This window comes from Bacteroides sp. AR29, assembly GCF_900217715.1.
Lineage (GTDB): Bacteria > Bacteroidota > Bacteroidia > Bacteroidales > Bacteroidaceae > Bacteroides > Bacteroides uniformis.
Genome location: NZ_OBMS01000004.1, coordinates 93,410 through 110,370, shown reverse-complemented (window position 1 = coordinate 110,370; position 16,961 = coordinate 93,410). Strand labels below are relative to the sequence as shown.

At 46.2% G+C, this 16,961-nt stretch carries 15 protein-coding genes; 7 read left to right on the top strand and 8 right to left on the bottom strand.

Annotation, left to right across the window (positions count from 1 at the left end):
• The first annotated feature begins 56 nt into the window (after nucleotides 1–56).
• The 4 genes from CSD97_RS03300 to CSD97_RS03285 all read left to right on the top strand — a co-directional run bounded on the left by CSD97_RS03300 (nucleotide 57) and on the right by CSD97_RS03285 (nucleotide 4,836).
• On the top strand, nucleotides 57–635 hold the full coding sequence (locus tag CSD97_RS03300; protein WP_034522723.1) for an RNA polymerase sigma-70 factor: 579 nt from the start codon (nucleotides 57–59) through the stop codon (nucleotides 633–635).
• Between the two features lie 354 nt (nucleotides 636–989).
• On the top strand, nucleotides 990–1,484 hold the full coding sequence (locus CSD97_RS03295) for a hypothetical protein (protein WP_098031966.1): 495 nt from the start codon (nucleotides 990–992) through the stop codon (nucleotides 1,482–1,484).
• Nucleotides 1,481–2,410 carry a ThuA domain-containing protein gene (locus tag CSD97_RS03290; RefSeq protein ID WP_009038079.1) on the top strand — a complete coding sequence of 310 codons (930 nt, stop codon included), beginning with the start codon at nucleotides 1,481–1,483 and terminating at the stop codon, nucleotides 2,408–2,410. Before CSD97_RS03295 ends, CSD97_RS03290 begins: the two co-directional genes overlap by 4 nt.
• A 5-nt stretch (nucleotides 2,411–2,415) precedes the next feature.
• Nucleotides 2,416–4,836, top strand: coding sequence for a glycoside hydrolase family 9 protein (locus tag CSD97_RS03285; RefSeq protein WP_098031965.1), 2,421 nt, complete (start codon nucleotides 2,416–2,418; stop codon nucleotides 4,834–4,836).
• Between the two features lie 78 nt (nucleotides 4,837–4,914).
• Here CSD97_RS03285 and CSD97_RS03280 read toward each other — a convergent pair whose 3' ends face one another.
• Nucleotides 4,915–7,563: a valine--tRNA ligase gene (locus tag CSD97_RS03280; protein ID WP_057097783.1), complete on the bottom strand. Its 2,649-nt coding sequence runs from the start codon at nucleotides 7,561–7,563 to the stop codon at nucleotides 4,915–4,917.
• Nucleotides 7,564–7,749: 186 nt separating this feature from the next.
• Between CSD97_RS03280 and CSD97_RS03275 the strand changes: the two genes are divergently transcribed.
• Nucleotides 7,750–8,796 carry a DUF3810 domain-containing protein gene (locus CSD97_RS03275; RefSeq protein WP_005831985.1) on the top strand — a complete coding sequence of 349 codons (1,047 nt, stop codon included), beginning with the start codon at nucleotides 7,750–7,752 and terminating at the stop codon, nucleotides 8,794–8,796.
• Nucleotides 8,797–8,804: 8 nt separating this feature from the next.
• Entirely contained in the window at nucleotides 8,805–9,629 is an 825-nt protein-coding gene (mazG, locus tag CSD97_RS03270) for a nucleoside triphosphate pyrophosphohydrolase (RefSeq protein WP_098031995.1), read from the top strand.
• Between the two features lie 86 nt (nucleotides 9,630–9,715).
• Here mazG and CSD97_RS03265 read toward each other — a convergent pair whose 3' ends face one another.
• The 6 genes from CSD97_RS03265 to rpsA all read right to left on the bottom strand — a co-directional run bounded on the left by CSD97_RS03265 (nucleotide 9,716) and on the right by rpsA (nucleotide 14,952).
• Nucleotides 9,716–10,189, bottom strand: coding sequence for a hypothetical protein (locus CSD97_RS03265; protein ID WP_035449335.1), 474 nt, complete (start codon nucleotides 10,187–10,189; stop codon nucleotides 9,716–9,718).
• A gap of 25 nt (nucleotides 10,190–10,214) precedes the next feature.
• A complete protein-coding gene (locus CSD97_RS03260) occupies nucleotides 10,215–10,580 on the bottom strand; it encodes a hypothetical protein (RefSeq protein WP_005831990.1) in 366 nt (121 codons plus the stop codon).
• A gap of 47 nt (nucleotides 10,581–10,627) precedes the next feature.
• Entirely contained in the window at nucleotides 10,628–11,182 is a 555-nt protein-coding gene (locus CSD97_RS03255; RefSeq protein ID WP_005831992.1) for a sigma-70 family RNA polymerase sigma factor, read from the bottom strand.
• Nucleotides 11,183–11,236: 54 nt separating this feature from the next.
• Nucleotides 11,237–12,151: a ribonuclease Z gene (locus CSD97_RS03250; RefSeq protein WP_098031964.1), complete on the bottom strand. Its 915-nt coding sequence runs from the start codon at nucleotides 12,149–12,151 to the stop codon at nucleotides 11,237–11,239.
• A 34-nt stretch (nucleotides 12,152–12,185) separates the two neighbouring features.
• A complete protein-coding gene (locus tag CSD97_RS03245) occupies nucleotides 12,186–12,980 on the bottom strand; it encodes a hypothetical protein (RefSeq protein WP_057097779.1) in 795 nt (264 codons plus the stop codon).
• Nucleotides 12,981–13,155: 175 nt separating this feature from the next.
• Complete coding sequence (rpsA, locus tag CSD97_RS03240; protein ID WP_005831997.1) at nucleotides 13,156–14,952, bottom strand: 30S ribosomal protein S1; 1,797 nt, start codon at nucleotides 14,950–14,952, stop codon at nucleotides 13,156–13,158.
• A gap of 196 nt (nucleotides 14,953–15,148) precedes the next feature.
• Here rpsA and CSD97_RS03235 point away from each other — a divergent pair, with 196 nt between their 5' ends.
• On the top strand, nucleotides 15,149–15,970 hold the full coding sequence (locus CSD97_RS03235; protein WP_005832910.1) for an alpha/beta hydrolase: 822 nt from the start codon (nucleotides 15,149–15,151) through the stop codon (nucleotides 15,968–15,970).
• A 3-nt stretch (nucleotides 15,971–15,973) separates the two neighbouring features.
• On the opposite strand, the gene coaW is transcribed toward CSD97_RS03235, so the two are convergent.
• The gene (gene coaW / locus CSD97_RS03230; protein ID WP_008665214.1) at nucleotides 15,974–16,804 is read right to left on the bottom strand and encodes a type II pantothenate kinase; all 831 of its coding nucleotides are present in this window, start codon (nucleotides 16,802–16,804) and stop codon (nucleotides 15,974–15,976) included.
• Between the last annotated feature and the right edge of the window lie 157 nt (nucleotides 16,805–16,961).

Below are 16,961 nucleotides of genomic sequence, written 5' to 3'. Positions count from 1 at the left end.
GATTATAATGGAAAAAAAAGCTATTTTTGCCCAACAATAATGAACCCCCACACCCAATGAGAAACAAACCATTAGAAGATACATCTTTATTATCCGCCATACAAAAAGGAGATAGAAGTGCTTTTGATGTGTTATTTCAAAAGTACTATTCTGTGCTCTGCACCTACTGCTATCGTTTTGTCCGGCTGGAAGATGCAGAAGAGATTGTTCAGGACGTCATGCTATGGCTTTGGGAAAACCGCGAAAGACCCATTGTCGAATATTCGCTCAAGCAATATCTGTTCAAGGCTGTCTACCATCGTTGCATGACCCGGATTGCCCAAAATGAAGTGAAGCAACGGGCAGACACCGCTTACTATGAACGAATGTTCACCATGCTGCAGGAGGTGGATATCTATCAAATCAACGAATTAAGCAAGCATATACAAAGGGCCATCAACGAACTGCCGCCTACTTATAGGGAAGCTTTCATCATGCATCGTTTCCAGAATCTGAGTTACAAGGAAGCTGCCGAACTACTCAACGTTTCCCCCAAAACGGTAGACTACCGCATTCAGCAGGCTTTGAAGATATTAAGGGTCAAGCTGAAAGATTATCTGCCACTGATATTGATGCACCTGCTCACCTCGCATTAAGACCATACACAAGCAGAACGTCCCCTATACCTTGTCGGCTACACACCGGGACTTAGCCCTAAAGAGTATAGAACTGAGAGGTCAAAACATCCGGATGTTTTACCCCAATACATGGGGATGTTTTCACCCAAAACACCCGGATGTATTACCCCAAAACATCCGGGTGTTTTAATGGAAAGGATGCGGATGTTATGACCTCTCAGTATACGGGTCAGACCGGTTCAGTCCTGATGGGAGAGGCACTAAGTCCCTATATATCCCGTATTCATTAATTATTCTAAAAAAAGTTAGGGAAAACTCCGGGCCACCGGTCATATAAGCAAGAAGCAACCCTATTATTATCATAACCTCAAAATGCACGCAATGAGAAAACTGATTATCCTATTGTCGGCGCTGGTGTACGTCATCCATGCACAAGCGCAATTTTCAGTGACAGCCCATCAGGAAGGATGGGACAATATCCCTCCACAAGTACAAAAACCGGGATTTTCCTTTCAGCAATCCGTACTTGCCAATATGGACGGGGACGATGCCCTTGAAGAAGTAATGCTTTTCGGACATGACAACGGGCACTACCCCACTTTCGACCTTTTCAAGGCCTACTATGCAATCGTAGACAACTATACCAAAGAAATACAATACATTTCCGACGAGATTTATGTCACCGACAAGTACAATCTCCTTGTAGAAGACCGCAACAAGGACGGCATCTCCGAGCTCTACATATCCTACTTCAAAGACGGAAAGTTCAGCGTAGACGAACAAGGTTACAATCTGCGCACCACACGCTGCTACGACCGTATAGAATGGAACCCTACTGGCAAAAACTTTAAATCTTCCGGAAAATGAAAACAAGACTGACACTTATCCTGGTACTCCTTATTTATATAGGAGCTGCCTCGCACACACACGCACAGCAAAAGAAAGTAATCAAAACCATGATGATAGCCGGGCAGGACGGCAGCCATTACTGGCAAGGCGCCTGCGAAGCCATGAAGCAGATATTGGAAAACAGCGGAATGTTTAAAGTGGACTTTGCCTTTACACCCGACTTTGGTGGAGACATCGCCACCTTCAAACCCGATTTCCACCAATATGATTTAATCGTCATCAACTACGGCGGAGCTACATGGACAGAGCCCGTACGCAAGAATTTCGAGAAATACGTTGCCGATGGAGGCGGTGTGGTAGTGATACATTCTTCCGTCGTCCCGATGGCCGACTGGAAAGAATACAACGAGATAATAGGCATGGGGGCCTGGGACGGACGCAACGAAAAGGACGGTCCGTATCTGTACTGGAAAGACGGACAATACGTCTACGACTACTCTCCGGGGTATGCCGGCTACCACGGCTTGCAGCACGAAACCGTCATAGAACACCGCGCCCCCCATCATCCTATCCTGCAAGGATTGCCTCCTCAATGGAAACACTTCAAGGACGAGATATATACCCGCCTACGCGGTCCGGTAAGAAACATGGAAATATTGGCCACCGCCTACGAACGCGGACGGCATGAACCGTTGATGTGGACAGTAAGCTACGGGAAAGGGCGCATATTCGTCGACCTCCTGGGGCACTGCGGCAACGACCCGAACATGACTTACTCCATGCGCTGCACCGGTTTCCAGGTGACTTTACTCCGGGGATGCGAATGGGCTGCCACCGGTGCCGTCACTCAAGAAGTTCCCGCAGATTTCCCACTGAAGGATACTTATACATTACGTCCGGAGTTCAAGGCTCCTTTTCATGCTTACCCTGAAACCAAACACTGAATACCATGAAATACATCATCCGAACACTGCTGCTGGCATGCTGCTGCATGCAGGCACAAGCACAAGCTCCGTGGAAACCCGATACGGAACTGGAGAAACAATTACAGCAAAGCAATCATGTGCACCGCATAATGAAAGCTAATCCCGCACACGCCGGACTGACGCGGTGGGAAAAGAAAAAGGTATTGAAAAGCAGGGGACTCCCCCTGGCCGAAGATTTCGGCGCTCTGCGCCACACCGGACCCGGAACCATACATGTGGACCGTAAAGTCACTGTCTCAGGCAAAGGAAGTGTCCGTCTGGACACTCCTGCCTCCCTGGGCAAGAAGAATCCAACAAACCGGAATTACGCCACCCCGGAGATTATCCGTCCCCTCGACCGGGAAGACTTGCGGGAATACAACCGCTTTTCCGTTTGGGTATATGTGGATGCACCGGGCGTTTATCTGACCTTTGCCGGATTCACCCTATACAATGAAGGGGAGAAAATCATGCCGACTCCCGGACGCTTTGAAGGACAACACTTCGAGACTGTCTATCCCAACAAATGGCAGCACATCATATGGGAAATACCGGACCTATACCGTGACTGTGTCACCGGCTTTTCGGTAAACATCATGCTGGCAGGTGCTCCTGCAGGAGCCAGCGAACACATGAGCCTATACATAGACGACATGCGCATCGAAAAGGTAGAAGCGGAAAACAGCCGGGGATTCGACCTGCGAAAAGATGCAATGGCCTACTGCCACAGCGGATACAAGCCGGGAGCACGCAAGCAGGCTTTGGTGCAGCACGTACCGGAAAGGACTTTCAGCCTGCACGATGCCGCCACGGGACAAACCGTTTATCAAGGTAAGGCCAGTCCTCTGAATCAGGACAAGAAGCAGGACAAAGGATTTCTTGTGCTGGACTTCAGCAGTTTCAATACGCCCGGACAATACTTCCTCTCCATCGGTGATGTACAATCAAAGCCTTTCCCCATCGGAAATGATGCCTACCTGTCTACCGCCTGGCACACGCTGAACTTCTTCTTTTCCGAACGTTGCGGTTTCGACCAGCCCGGCATTCATCAGGAATGCCATCAGGATGTATTCGCCTATCATCCCGACGGACGGAGCATGAGCATTGCCGGAGGATGGCACGATGCAGCCGACCTGACTCAAGGAACGGGAAATACAGCCGAATCGTGCATCGCCCTCCTCGAAATGGCCGGTGCCGTACAAAGCAAAGACAGTATCTTCTACGAACGCCTGCTGGAAGAGGCACGCTGGGGAGTGAACTGGATTCTGCGTACCCGCTTCGGTGACGGCTACCGACTGGGTGGACTGATTATCGGCATTTGGACAAAGAATATCCGTGGTGACAAAGACGACATGCAGACAGAAGCACGAAATACGCCTACGGACAATCTGAAAGCCGCTTCCAGTTGCGCACTCGCCGCCCCTCATTTTGAAAAGAAAGACCCAGTGTTTGCACGGTGGTGCCGGAACAGTGCCATTGAGGACTTCCAATTCGCCATCGACCTGCTGGATACGCAAAGGACGGAACAGAACGAAACCGAACTTTATGCCCTTGCCACCGTCACAGCCATGCGTTTGTACCGCCTTACACAAGATGTTTACTATCTGGACTGGGCAACCCGGCTGGCACGTACCGTCATGGCGGGCCAACAGTTGGAAAAGCGTACCGACTGGAAAATCCCCCTGCGAGGTTTTTTCTATGAATCTTCCCGGAAAAAACGTATCCTGGCCTATTATCACCAAAGCCAAGAGCACTTGATGGCCGAAGGACTCTCGATGCTACTGACAGATGCCCCTACCCATCCGGACGTCCCGTTGTGGAAGGCATCCTGTGAAGCCTATGCAGACTATCTACGCGGGATTTCACAACTGATTGAGCCGTACGGCATACTGCCAAGCGCCGTATACGAGGTGGATAATACCGATTATAAGAATCTGTACCACGAAGGAGAGCAGGTAGGGCTTCCCAGCCTGGAAGAATACAATGCACAAGTGCGCAACGGCATCCCTCTCTCGAAGGATTTCTATCTGCGCCGTTTCCCCGTCGCCTATCAGTTCAGGGGATTCCACGCTGTTGTCATGGGCAAAGCCAAAGCTGCCTTTATTCTTGCACGCCTATTCAACGACAAAGCGTTAAGGGATATTGCAACCCGCCAGGTAGAATACATATTAGGCTACAACCCGTTTGCCATGAGTACCGTTTATGGAGACGGATATGACTATCCGCCGCTTTACGGGGCATACGCCGGAAATGTTGTGGGAGCCGTGCCCGTAGGAATCGAAACATTCGAAAATGAGGACGAACCCTACTTCCCGATGCAGAACAACTGTACCTATAAGGAAATTTGGACTCACACTACCGCACGCCTGCTGTGGTGCGTGGCAGAACTGTTCAGACAACCTTAATCCATATCCTTAAAAAAGAAGCTGTCTTAAATATATCAGTTCTATATTTAAGACAGCTTCTTTTTATGCTATGGCAGATTATGCTTTTTTCAATGCAGCAATACTTTCCTTGAGAGACTTGATGATACTCTCGGCATCTGCCTGCTTCTTGCGTTCCATCTCAAGCACTGTGGCAGGAGCGTTGTTCACAAACTTCTCGTTACCCAGCTTCTTCAGCACGCCCTGCAGGAATCCTTCCTTGTGCTTCAGTTCAGCCTCCATACGGGCTATCTCAGCTTCCACGTCAATCATATTGCCCAGAGGTACGGCATATTCCGTGGTACCCACCATGAAGGAGGCAGCGCCGTCGGCCTTATTCTCCACTACATTGACGGACGAGAGGTTACACATCTTCATAACAACCGCATTGAATGCCGCAACCGGATTCTCGCCGATAACCTGCAACTCAAGCGCTTCCTTTTGGGCAATGTTCTTCTGCAAACGGATGGAACGGATATTACTGATAACCTCTTTCACCGTTTCAAAGCGGACAAGCAACTCCTTGTCTGCCACAGTGTCTATCGTTATCCTATCCACCATCAAGCTGGCTTGTCTTTCTTCAATCTCCTCTTCTGTACGGTAGAGGTGTTGCCAGATTTCCTCAGTGATAAACGGCATAAAGGGATGCAACAAGTGCAACAGGTTATCAAAGAAACGCAGGGTACAGTCATGGATACTACTCGGAATGCCTTCACCGTAAGCAGGCTTGATGATTTCCAGATACCAGGAAGAGAACTCATCCCAGAACAGTTTGTAGACAGCCATCAAAGCTTCACTCAAACGATATTTGCTGAAAAGGTCAGCCACCTCGGCAGCCACTTCATTCTGTTTGGATTCAAACCAGTCAGCAGCCAGGCGCGATGCCTCGGGAACCGGTTTCTGGTCGTCCACTCTCCAACCTTTTACCAAGCGGAAAGCATTCCATATCTTATTACAGAAGTTACGTCCTTGCTCACACAGCGCATCATCAAAGAGTATGTCGTTTCCGGCAGGAGCTGCAAGCATCATGCCCATACGCACACCGTCGGCACCGTACTTCTCTATCAAGTCCAATGGATCGGGAGAGTTACCCAACGACTTGGACATCTTACGTCCCAGCTTGTCACGGACAATACCCGTAAAGTAAACGTTCTTGAACGGCATCTTTCCTTCATATTCATAACCTGCCATAATCATACGGGCTACCCAGAAGAAGATAATGTCCGGACCGGTCACCAAGTCGCTGGTAGGATAATAGTAGCTGATTTCCTCATTGCCCGGATTGTTGATACCGTCAAACAAAGAAATAGGCCACAGCCAGGAAGAGAACCAAGTATCCAGACAGTCTTCGTCCTGACGAAGGTCTTCCTGTTTAAGACCGGCATTACCTGTTTTCTCTTTTGCCAACGCCAAGGCTTCTTCGGGAGTGGCAGCCACTACATAACCACCTTCCGGCAAAAAATAAGCAGGAATGCGATGCCCCCACCACAACTGGCGGCTGATACACCAGTCCTTGATATTTTCCAACCAGTTCTTGTACGTATTCTTATATTTGGCAGGATAGAACTTCAACTCATCATTCATCACCGGTGGCAAAGCCATGTCGGCAAAGTGCTGCATCTTCAGGAACCACTGCATGGAAAGTTTCGGTTCGATGGGCACGTTGGTACGTTCGGAGAAACCTACCTTGTTGGTATAGGCTTCCACTTTCTCCAACAGACCGGCAGCAGCCAGGTCCTTCTCAATCTGCTCGCGCACATCGAAACGGTCCATACCGATATACAAGCCGGCAGCTTCACTAAGCGTTCCGTTATCATTGAAGATGTCGATGCTCGGCAGGTTGTACTTCTCACCCAGCATGTAGTCGTTCACATCGTGGGCAGGAGTTACCTTCAGACAACCGGTACCGAACTCTATATCTACGTAATCGTCCTCGATAACCGGGATAACACGTCCTACCAACGGAACAATCACCTTCTTACCCTTCAACCAGGTATTCTTGGGGTCATTCGGATTGATGCACATGGCTGTATCTCCCATGATGGTTTCAGGGCGGGTGGTAGCAACCACTGCATAACGTCCTTCGGGGTCACCTTCTACCATATACTTCAGATAGTACAGCTTGCTGTGCTCTTCTTTGTAGATTACTTCCTCGTCACTAAGTGCGGTCAGTGCCTTAGGGTCCCAGTTCACCATGCGGACACCACGATAAATCAGACCTTTGTTATACAAGTCAACAAAAACCTTGAGCACGCTTTCACTGCGTTTCTCATCCATAGTAAAAGCTGTACGATCCCAATCGCAAGAAGCACCCAGCTTGCGGAGCTGCTTCAAGATGATGCCGCCATGTTCGTCAGTCCATTCCCAGGCATGCTTCAAGAACTCGTCGCGGGTAAGGTCTGTCTTCTTGATGCCTTGTGCGGCAAGTTTGTTCACCACCTTGGCCTCGGTAGCAATGGATGCATGGTCGGTTCCCGGCACCCAGCAGGCATTCTTGCCTTCCATGCGGGCACGGCGTACCAGAATATCTTGTATGGTATTATTAAGCATGTGTCCCATGTGCAACACACCGGTGACGTTGGGGGGCGGGATGACGACGGTGTAAGGCTCACGACCATCGGGTTTCGAACTGAATAATTTGTGGTCCAACCAATACTGGTACCACTTTCCCTCCACGTCAGCGGGATTGTACTTACTTGCTAATTCCATGTTTTTAAATCTCTATAATTAATTTATTGCGAATAACGGGCGCAAAATTAATGAATTAAAATTTAAATATATATTTTTGTCCCTACAAAATGAGTCAGGAGTTAGTAGGAGTTAAAGGGAGTTATCGCCCTCCGGGCTTAGGAGTTAGAGGTCGATAGTCCTCTTAATGGTAGGTTGAAAATAAAAATGAGAGACAAATTGAAAATCCGGTATGTCGTATTAATCGTATTACTGTCTGTTGTATGGGCAACGCAGCTCATTCCAATATTGGGAGAAGTATATGCACAGTCTGTATATCCGGTGATTTCTCATTTCTTGTCCTCCTTTTCAAAACTCATGCCTTTTGCCATAGGCGACTTGTTTATTTTCCTCAGTGTACTCGGACTTCTTTTCAATCCAATCAGGGCACGCTATATCCAAAAGAAAAAGTGGAAACAGATTCTGCTGAACGAAATGGAATACTTGCTGTGGATATATGCATGGTTCTATCTGGCATGGGGACTGAACTACTCACAGAAAGATTTCTATGGCAGGACAAACATTCCTTATACTGCCTATACTCCCGAAATCTTTCAGTCATTTGTAGACAACTATATAGACAAGCTGAATGCTTCCTATACAGATGTCACCTCCATTGACGAACCATTGGTCTGCCGGGAAAGCGTACACGGATACAACCAAATCAGCGATACGCTGGGGATACATCGCCCTCCCCACTCCTCTCCGCGCGTGAAGACCATGCTTTTCACTCCGTTCATTTCCATGGTCGGTGTTACGGGAAGCATGGGACCTTTCTTCTGCGAATTCACGCTGAACGGCGATTTGCTTCCACCACAATATCCTGCTACTTATGCCCACGAGCTGGCACACTTTTTAGGCATCACCAGCGAGGCAGAAGCCAACTTCTACGCTTACCAGGTCTGCACCCGTTCGCAGGTGAAAGAGATTCGTTTCAGTGGGTATTTCTCCGTACTCCCACATGTGCTGGGCAATGCCCGCCGACTGATGAGCGAAGAAGAATACGCAGAACTTTTCAACCGGATACGTCCTGAAATCATAGAACTGGCCCAAAAGAACCAGCAATACTGGATGGAGAAATACAGTCCGCTCATCGGAGACATCCAGAACTTTATCTACGACTTGTACCTTAAAGGAAACAAGATTCAAAGCGGACGCAAGAACTATTCGGAAGTAATAGGCTTGCTTATCTCATACGAAGAATGGAAAAACTAAATTTCAAAATCATGCATACAAGAAAAGAACAGATGGAAGCCTTCGGCCGCTTCCTCGACATACTCGACGAGCTGCGCGAGAAATGTCCCTGGGACCGCAAGCAGACCAACGAAAGCCTGCGCCCCAATACCATCGAAGAGACTTATGAACTTTGTGACGCCCTGATACGCGATGACAAGAATGACATCTGCAAAGAGCTGGGCGATGTGCTGCTGCATGTGGCTTTTTACGCAAAGATAGGCTCCGAAACCGATGATTTCGATATGAAAGACGTATGCGACCGTCTTTGTGAGAAACTTATTTTCCGCCATCCCCATGTCTTCGGCGATGTAAAGGCCGAAACCGCAGGCCAGGTTTCTGAAAACTGGGAACAGCTAAAATTGAAGGAAAAAGATGGGAACAAAACAGTGCTGAGCGGTGTACCCGCTGCCCTACCCTCACTCATCAAGGCCTATCGTATCCAAGACAAGGCCCGCAATGTAGGATTTGACTGGGAGGAACGCGAGCAAGTGTGGGATAAGGTAAAAGAAGAAATCCAGGAATTCCAGGCTGAAGTCGCCCACATGGATAAAGAAAAGGCTGAAGCCGAATTCGGCGATGTCATGTTCAGCCTCATCAATGCTGCCCGCCTCTACAAAATCAATCCGGACAATGCACTGGAACGCACCAACCAGAAGTTCATCAACCGATTCAACTATGTAGAAGCACACAGCATCAAGGAGGGTAAAAATCTCCATGACATGACGCTGGAAGAAATGGATAAGCTATGGAATGAAGCGAAAGCATTGGAAAAAGAAAGCAAACAAGATGATTCTTCTAAAGGTCAGGTTTAGCTGGCTAAAGCGAGGTATCTATCATTAACAAAAGAAGGTTGCTCACATCATTGTGGCAACCTTCCTTATTTGTATTCATTCACTATTCATCTTTTTCCTTGTGTTTTTCGTGGAGAAGCATCCCCCTTTTTATGCATGCCTTTCAGTAATTCACGGTGGAAACGCATTTCAGCCCTTTGCACCAGATAAATCTTTTTACAAGGCAATATTTTCTTGAACTTATCAAAGTAGGTCTTGTCCAACCGGTCAGAAGCGATACGGGCATCATATACACCTTCCATAATTTCCTCATACTGGGCTTCGGTTGTTTTTTCATCTTTCCCTTGTCGAAGCAACTTCCAAGCCTCGTCATTTAGCTGCTTTTTCCGGTCCTGCAATTCAAAATACAATGGGAAGAACTTGGCTGCCTCCTCACTCGTCAGTCCGGCTTTCTCCGTTATAAACGCTTTTTGTTTGGCACGAAACTCTTCAGGTGACAGATGCTGGTCACATCCATCGCTAGCCCAAAGCAGAGGCATAATGCCACATATCATAACCAATAAAACAATTAGTTTCTTCATTTTTAAATAGTTGAGTGTTGTTACCTTATTCTGCATCAGAGTCTGCCAAATAAACATACAATGAATAATCATCCAGCATGGAATTCTCTACGGCCATATTAATATATTCCATTTCTGTTTCCGTATCATCAGCAGCCATACGCTCTACAGATGGAGTATGCTCCGAAGAAGCTACACGGATAATCAATGCCGCACCTATAAACATGGCGGTCATATACAACCAAGGCCTTACCTTCTGCCACATTGTAGGCTCTGTCTGCACAGCAATGAGTTTCTCTTTTTCGGGAAGCCGGTTCATTACCTCTGAAGTAAGATTCTCAAAGTAGCCTTCAGGAACGCGGAAAGGATTTTCCGTCCCTATCTTTTTCTGTATTTTATCTTCTTCTTTCATAAGCTTTCTCCTTTCTGTTTAATTAGACATTGTTTTGTGGCAAAGGTTTAATACTCCTCACCCAAAAACTTTTCTATTTTCTTCACGGCATGGTGATAGGAAGCCTTCAAGGCACCTACGGAAGTACCAAATATATCGGACATCTCTTCGTATTTCATTTCCTGGTAATACTTCAGGTTAAACACCATACGTTGTTTTTCCGGCAAGGCAAGCAAGGCTTTTTGCAAAGCCATCTCTGCTTTATCACCGGAGAAGTAAGGATCACTTTCAAGCTTTTGAAGTGCATCTGCCTCGGGGTCATCCAAAGAGACTGTGGAAGCAGCCCGTTGTTTGTTCAGAAAAGTGAGGCATTCATTCAAGGCTATGCGATAGAGCCAGGTAGAGAGTTTAGCCTCTGCCCTGAAATAATCTATATTAATCCATGCTTTAATGAAAGTATTCTGAAGTAAATCATTGGCATCTTCATGAGAGAGGACCATACGACGAATCTGCCAATACAACTGCTCGCTATATTGGGTAACAATCATCTCAAATCCCCGCTTTTGTGTGCTTTCTTCTTGTAGAAGAGCCAACACTTCGCGTTCATTATAGGAAGGGGTCATAAATTTCTATTCGCATTTGTTGTTTTAGACTGCCAAAGATACGAAAAGTTTAATTCATACCGATACACAAAGTGTTTCTTTGGCAAGCTGAGTATCCGGAAAAATAGCGGATGCTTCTTGAAGCAAGATATTTTCATCTTCGTATCGTGCCGAAAAATGTCCTATCAACAACTTCTTCACCTCAGCCCTCCTGGCTATTTCGGCCGCTTGTGTAGCAGTTGTATGAAATGTTTCTTTAGCACGCGGTGCATCCTCATTCGCAAATGTCGCTTCATGAAAAAGCAAGTCAACTCCTTTTATCTGCTCTACGATAGAAGGAAGATAGATGGTATCCGAGCAATAGGCATAACTGCGGGACGGAGCAGAAGGGCGGGTCAACAAGTTGTTGGAAACCGTTTTTCCCTCCGGTGTCACGTAATCGGCCCCATTCTTTATACGATTCAATTCGTATACCGGCACTTGGTAGAAATCGACCATTTCACGGATAATATGGTTAGGACGCCGCTTCTCTGCAAACAAAAAGCCACAACACGGCATACGATGACGCAAAGGAATGGTAGTAACCGTCAACGAACGGTCTTCATAAATCTGCATCGGTTCTTTCGTATCAAACTCATGGAAAAGGACCTTGTACGTCATCTGCCTATTAAAAAAATCCAGCATAGGTGTCAGTAATGTTTCCAGCCCTTTGGGAGAATGGATATGCAACTCGGCTGTACGTCCTAAAAGGTTAAGTGTAGAAATCAGTCCTAATAAGCCAAAACAATGGTCTCCATGCAAGTGAGAGATAAAAATATGATTCAAACGTGAAAACTTCAGATGTGATTTACGGAACTGCAACTGCGCCCCTTCCCCACAATCAATCATAAACAACTTGTCGCGCACGTTCACAATTTGAGACGTAGGGAAATGACGCGTTGTGGGTAAAGCGGAACCACAACCAAGAATATGTAACTCAAATTTTTCCATTCCAAACCTTCCGAACTGATTTCTACTCCTTGATTTATAGAAGAGCCTTTATCTCTGAAACTCCAAAGGATATTTCAAAAGTTTCTCCGGATTTATTCCCTTTATACAGATAGCCCACCCCTTTATCACACTTCACACATACTTCCAAGAACATGCGCAAGGCTGGATCGGAGGAGTTCAAAGAGTTCTTCACATTTGCCTTCATCTGTTCGGCATTTTCCTTCAAAGCAGACATCTGTACTACAGATTCGTCAATCGTATAATGATAAAGCACCTTATCCGACTCGATTGTCAGTTTATTGAGCATAGTAGCTTCATCCACCTGCATCGGGCACGATACGTTGGTCATCTTCACTTGCTCTTCCAGTTTCTTCTCGTCACTGCTGTCGGCAGATGCACCACCACCATTCAATATATCTTTCAAGTCCTGAGTAGTCAGATAACATTCCACTTCGTTACCGGATGTCTTTCCTTTATATATGAACTTTATACCGGAATCAGTACCGACAACCAAATCCAGCATCTCTTTAATAGACCCTTGTGGATTACCGAACATAACAGTCACAGCAGACTTCATTGCATCAGGATTCTCTTTCAAAGCGTCTATATTGAGGAAACTTTCATTCATAAGCAGTACATATACCACATCCGACCCATCAAAAGTAATACTGGATATTTCGCCGGAAGCTCCCATATCCATGGGACATTGTTTGTTGGCTGCTGCGATAGCCAGCTTGAGTTTAGACTTCTGGCCGCATGCGGTTAGTAACATCAGCGACAGGCAAGTGAACAACACCATCTTCCCTGCATTTTTGAACATGTTTTTCATAATAAATGAAAATTAAATTATTGAATATTTCTATGATTGCAAAAGTAACCACCCTGCAAAGATAAACATTTATGGAAAAACCATCCTTAATTCCATAAAATTCTATTGACAAATCATAAAAAAGAAGGGCACTTGTTTGCGCAAGTACCCTTCCTTCATTTATAGAACGGAGTAATTATTTCTTTCCAGCTTCCATCTGTTCCTTCAAGGCAGCCAAAGCATCAATGTCACCCAGAGTAGTAGATGCAGCCTGGTTTTGGATAGCAGGAGCAACGTCTTCTCTCTTACCGGTTGACTTCTTAGTAGCAGCCTTCTTTTCAGCTCTTTCTTCTGCCTTTGCAGCATCTTCGAAGATACGGCTGTGAGAAAGGATGATACGCTTAGCGTCCTTGTTGAACTCAATTACCTTGAATTCAAGCTTCTCGTCCAACTGAGCTTGTGATCCGTCTTCCTTAACGAGGTGCTTCGGAGTAGCGAAACCTTCTACACCATAAGGCAGAGCAACTACAGCACCCTTATCCAGCATTTCGATAATAGTACCTTCGTGTACAGAACCTACTGTAAATACAGTTTCAAATACATCCCAAGGATTTTCTTCGAGTTGCTTGTGGCCAAGGCTCAAGCGACGGTTTTCCTTGTCGATTTCCAGAACTTGTACGTCGATGTCTGCACCAATCTGAGTGAATTCAGACGGATGTTTAACCTTCTTCGTCCAAGACAGGTCAGAGATGTGAATCAAGCCGTCAACACCTTCTTCGATTTCAACGAATACGCCGAAGTTAGTGAAGTTACGAACTTTTGCAGTGTGCTTGCTGCCGATAGGATACTTCTCTTCGATAGTTTCCCAAGGATCAGACTTCAGCTGCTTGATACCCAAAGACATCTTACGCTCTTCGCGGTCCAAAGTCAGGACTACTGCCTCAACTTCGTCACCTACCTTCATGAAGTCTTGTGCAGAACGCAAGTGCTGTGACCAAGACATTTCAGATACGTGAATCAGACCTTCAACACCCGGAGCGATTTCGATGAATGCACCGTAGTCAGCCATAACTACAACTTTACCCTTCACGTGGTCGCCAACCTTCAGGTTAGCATCCAGTGCATCCCAAGGATGCGGAGTGAGTTGCTTCAAGCCGAGAGCGATACGCTTCTTCTCATCATCGAAGTCAAGGATAACGACGTTGAGTTTCTGGTCGAGTTCAACCACTTCTTTCGGATCGCTAACACGGCCCCAAGAAAGGTCTGTAATGTGAATCAAACCATCTACGCCACCCAAGTCGATAAATACACCATAGGAAGTGATATTCTTAACGGTACCTTCGAGAACTTGTCCTTTTTCGAGTTTACCGATGATTTCCTTCTTCTGTTGTTCCAGTTCGGCTTCGATAAGAGCCTTGTGGGAAACAACCACATTCTTGAATTCCTGGTTGATCTTAACAACCTTGAATTCCATAGTTTTGCCAACGAATACATCGTAGTCGCGGATAGGCTTCACGTCGATTTGAGAACCCGGCAAGAAAGCTTCGATGCCGAATACGTCTACAATCATACCACCCTTTGTGCGGCACTTGATGTAACCCTTGATAATTTCTTCGTTTTCCAAAGCTGCGTTTACGCGATCCCAAGAACGGGTAGCACGAGCTTTACGGTGAGACAGAACGAGCTGTCCTTTCTTGTCTTCCTGGTTTTCGATGTATACCTCAACAGTATCACCAACCTTCAGTTCAGGATTGTAACGGAATTCACTCATCGGAATGATACCGTCTGATTTGTAACCGATGTTCACAACTACTTCACGCTTGTTCATTGCGATTACGGTTCCATCAACTACCTCGCGGTCGTTAACCTTGTTCAACGTATTGTCATACGCCTTTTCCAGTTCTTCGTGGCTTGCACTGGCTACTGATTCGCCGTTCTCATAAGCATCCCAGTTGAAGTCTTCAATAGGAGCTACATTCTTTAAATTTTCCATTAATAAATAAATTGTTTAACTCGTTAATTAAGTGAGACTTTATGTTGACTCATTGTAAATCGGGCGCAAAGATAGAAGTATTTTCTTGAACTACAAAACAAAAAGCATTCAAAACAGCAGTGGAATAATCAATTAAAGAATAAAAAAAATGTTACCTTTGCATCGTTTCATTTATACATAATCTCAATAATTTATCATGAAAAAGATAATCGCATGCATTTCCATCATTTGCTATACATTATTATGTTATAGCCAAAATCAGACAACGGACAACAACTACCGTACGCAAAAGAACATTTCCTATCTTCATCCCGGCGAAAAGGACAGTTATAAGCTGGAGCGTTGTAAGCTCGACCTCCATTATCCTACTGATAAAAAAGGATTTGCCACCCTTATCTGGTTCCACGGCGGAGGACTGGAAGCCGGAGAAAAACATTTTCCGAAGGAGTTCCTGGAGCAAGGCTACGCCGTGATAGCCGTAAACTACCGACTCAGCCCGCGTGCCCAAAATCCTGCCTACACGGAAGATGCCGCAGAGGCCGTTGCTTGGACTTTCGAGAATATAGAAGAATTCGGAGGAGATAAAGACAAAATATACATAGCCGGTCATTCAGCCGGTGGTTATCTCTGTCTGATGCTCAATCTGGACAAGAGTTACCTGGCAAAGTGGAATATTGACGCCAACAGCCTGGCAGGCGCTTTCCCCATCAGCGGACAGACCACTACCCACTACACCATCCGCAAAGAACGCGGGCTGCCTTCCGACACTCCGATTATAGATAAATATGCTCCTTCCAATAACGTAAGAAAAGACGCTTCACCCATGATACTTATCACTGGCGACAAAGAGTTGGAGATGCTGGCACGCTATGAGGAAAACGCCCATTTGTATGCTCTCCTCAAAGCATTGGGACAAAAAACCACCCTCTATCAGATGGAGGGATTTGACCACGGTACGGTGGCCGCTCCCGCATGTACCTTGATAAACAGCTATATGAAGAAGGCAGGCAAGAAGTAACCACTACCCTTGCCTTTCTTTTACGTATGCCAATGCCGCTCCTATTGCTGTTCTATATTCAGCATAGGGCGGTATATGAAAATGTACATGATAGATGGCTTCCATTTTAGAAAACACCTCCCGGCACTGGGGCAGTTGGGTGAGATTTCCTATCAGAACGAAATCCTTGATAGGACTGTTCAAAGCTGACAGTACAGCAGCTCCTCCAATGGTTTGAAGTACCGTATAAATTATACCGCAGGCAATATCTTCTTGAGAAGCATTGCTATCTGCTTTCCCGAAAAGAGAGGCGGTAGCACTCACTGGCAAGTCAGGCAAAGCAGTGTTGCAAATATCACCTATCTGCAAGTTGACACGAGTTACATCCCCTTTCTCAGCCAACTCGGACACCTGATGAATATCATGAGTTTTCAACAGCAACCTCGATAATCCCTGCAAAGTACCTCCACCAATCCCCAAGCCGCCAATATGCTGCACCTTGTCTCCGTCTATTTTCACAAAAGAAGTGCCGGTACCCATGCTGACTACAATCAGTTGGTCTATATCCGTTGCATGTCTAGCTCCCAAACCATTGGCAATAAACTCATCCGTTTTGCGAGTAGGCAGTCCATATAGAGGGCTGTTGACAAATGCGCTTCCCACTCCCGTCAGCATCACCTGCTCCACATCGGCCAGCTGTATACCATTGTCATAAATATACTTACCGAATGCTCCGAATAAGGAAGTCACCGGGTCGGTAGCCGTAATAAACATTGGAGACTGTATCTGTTCTCCATTGATTCCAACGATTTTCGTGGTACTTCCACCCACATCTATTCCTATTACTATACCCATAGCTCCAAGTAATTTGCAGCAAAGTTACAAAAGAATCAATAATTGACAATTGATTAATGTGATAATGTGCCAATATGCTAATTGGCTAATTGGCTGCGCTATGTTTATGCTACGCCATCACGTCCTGGTCATTGACACATTGGCACATTAATCACAT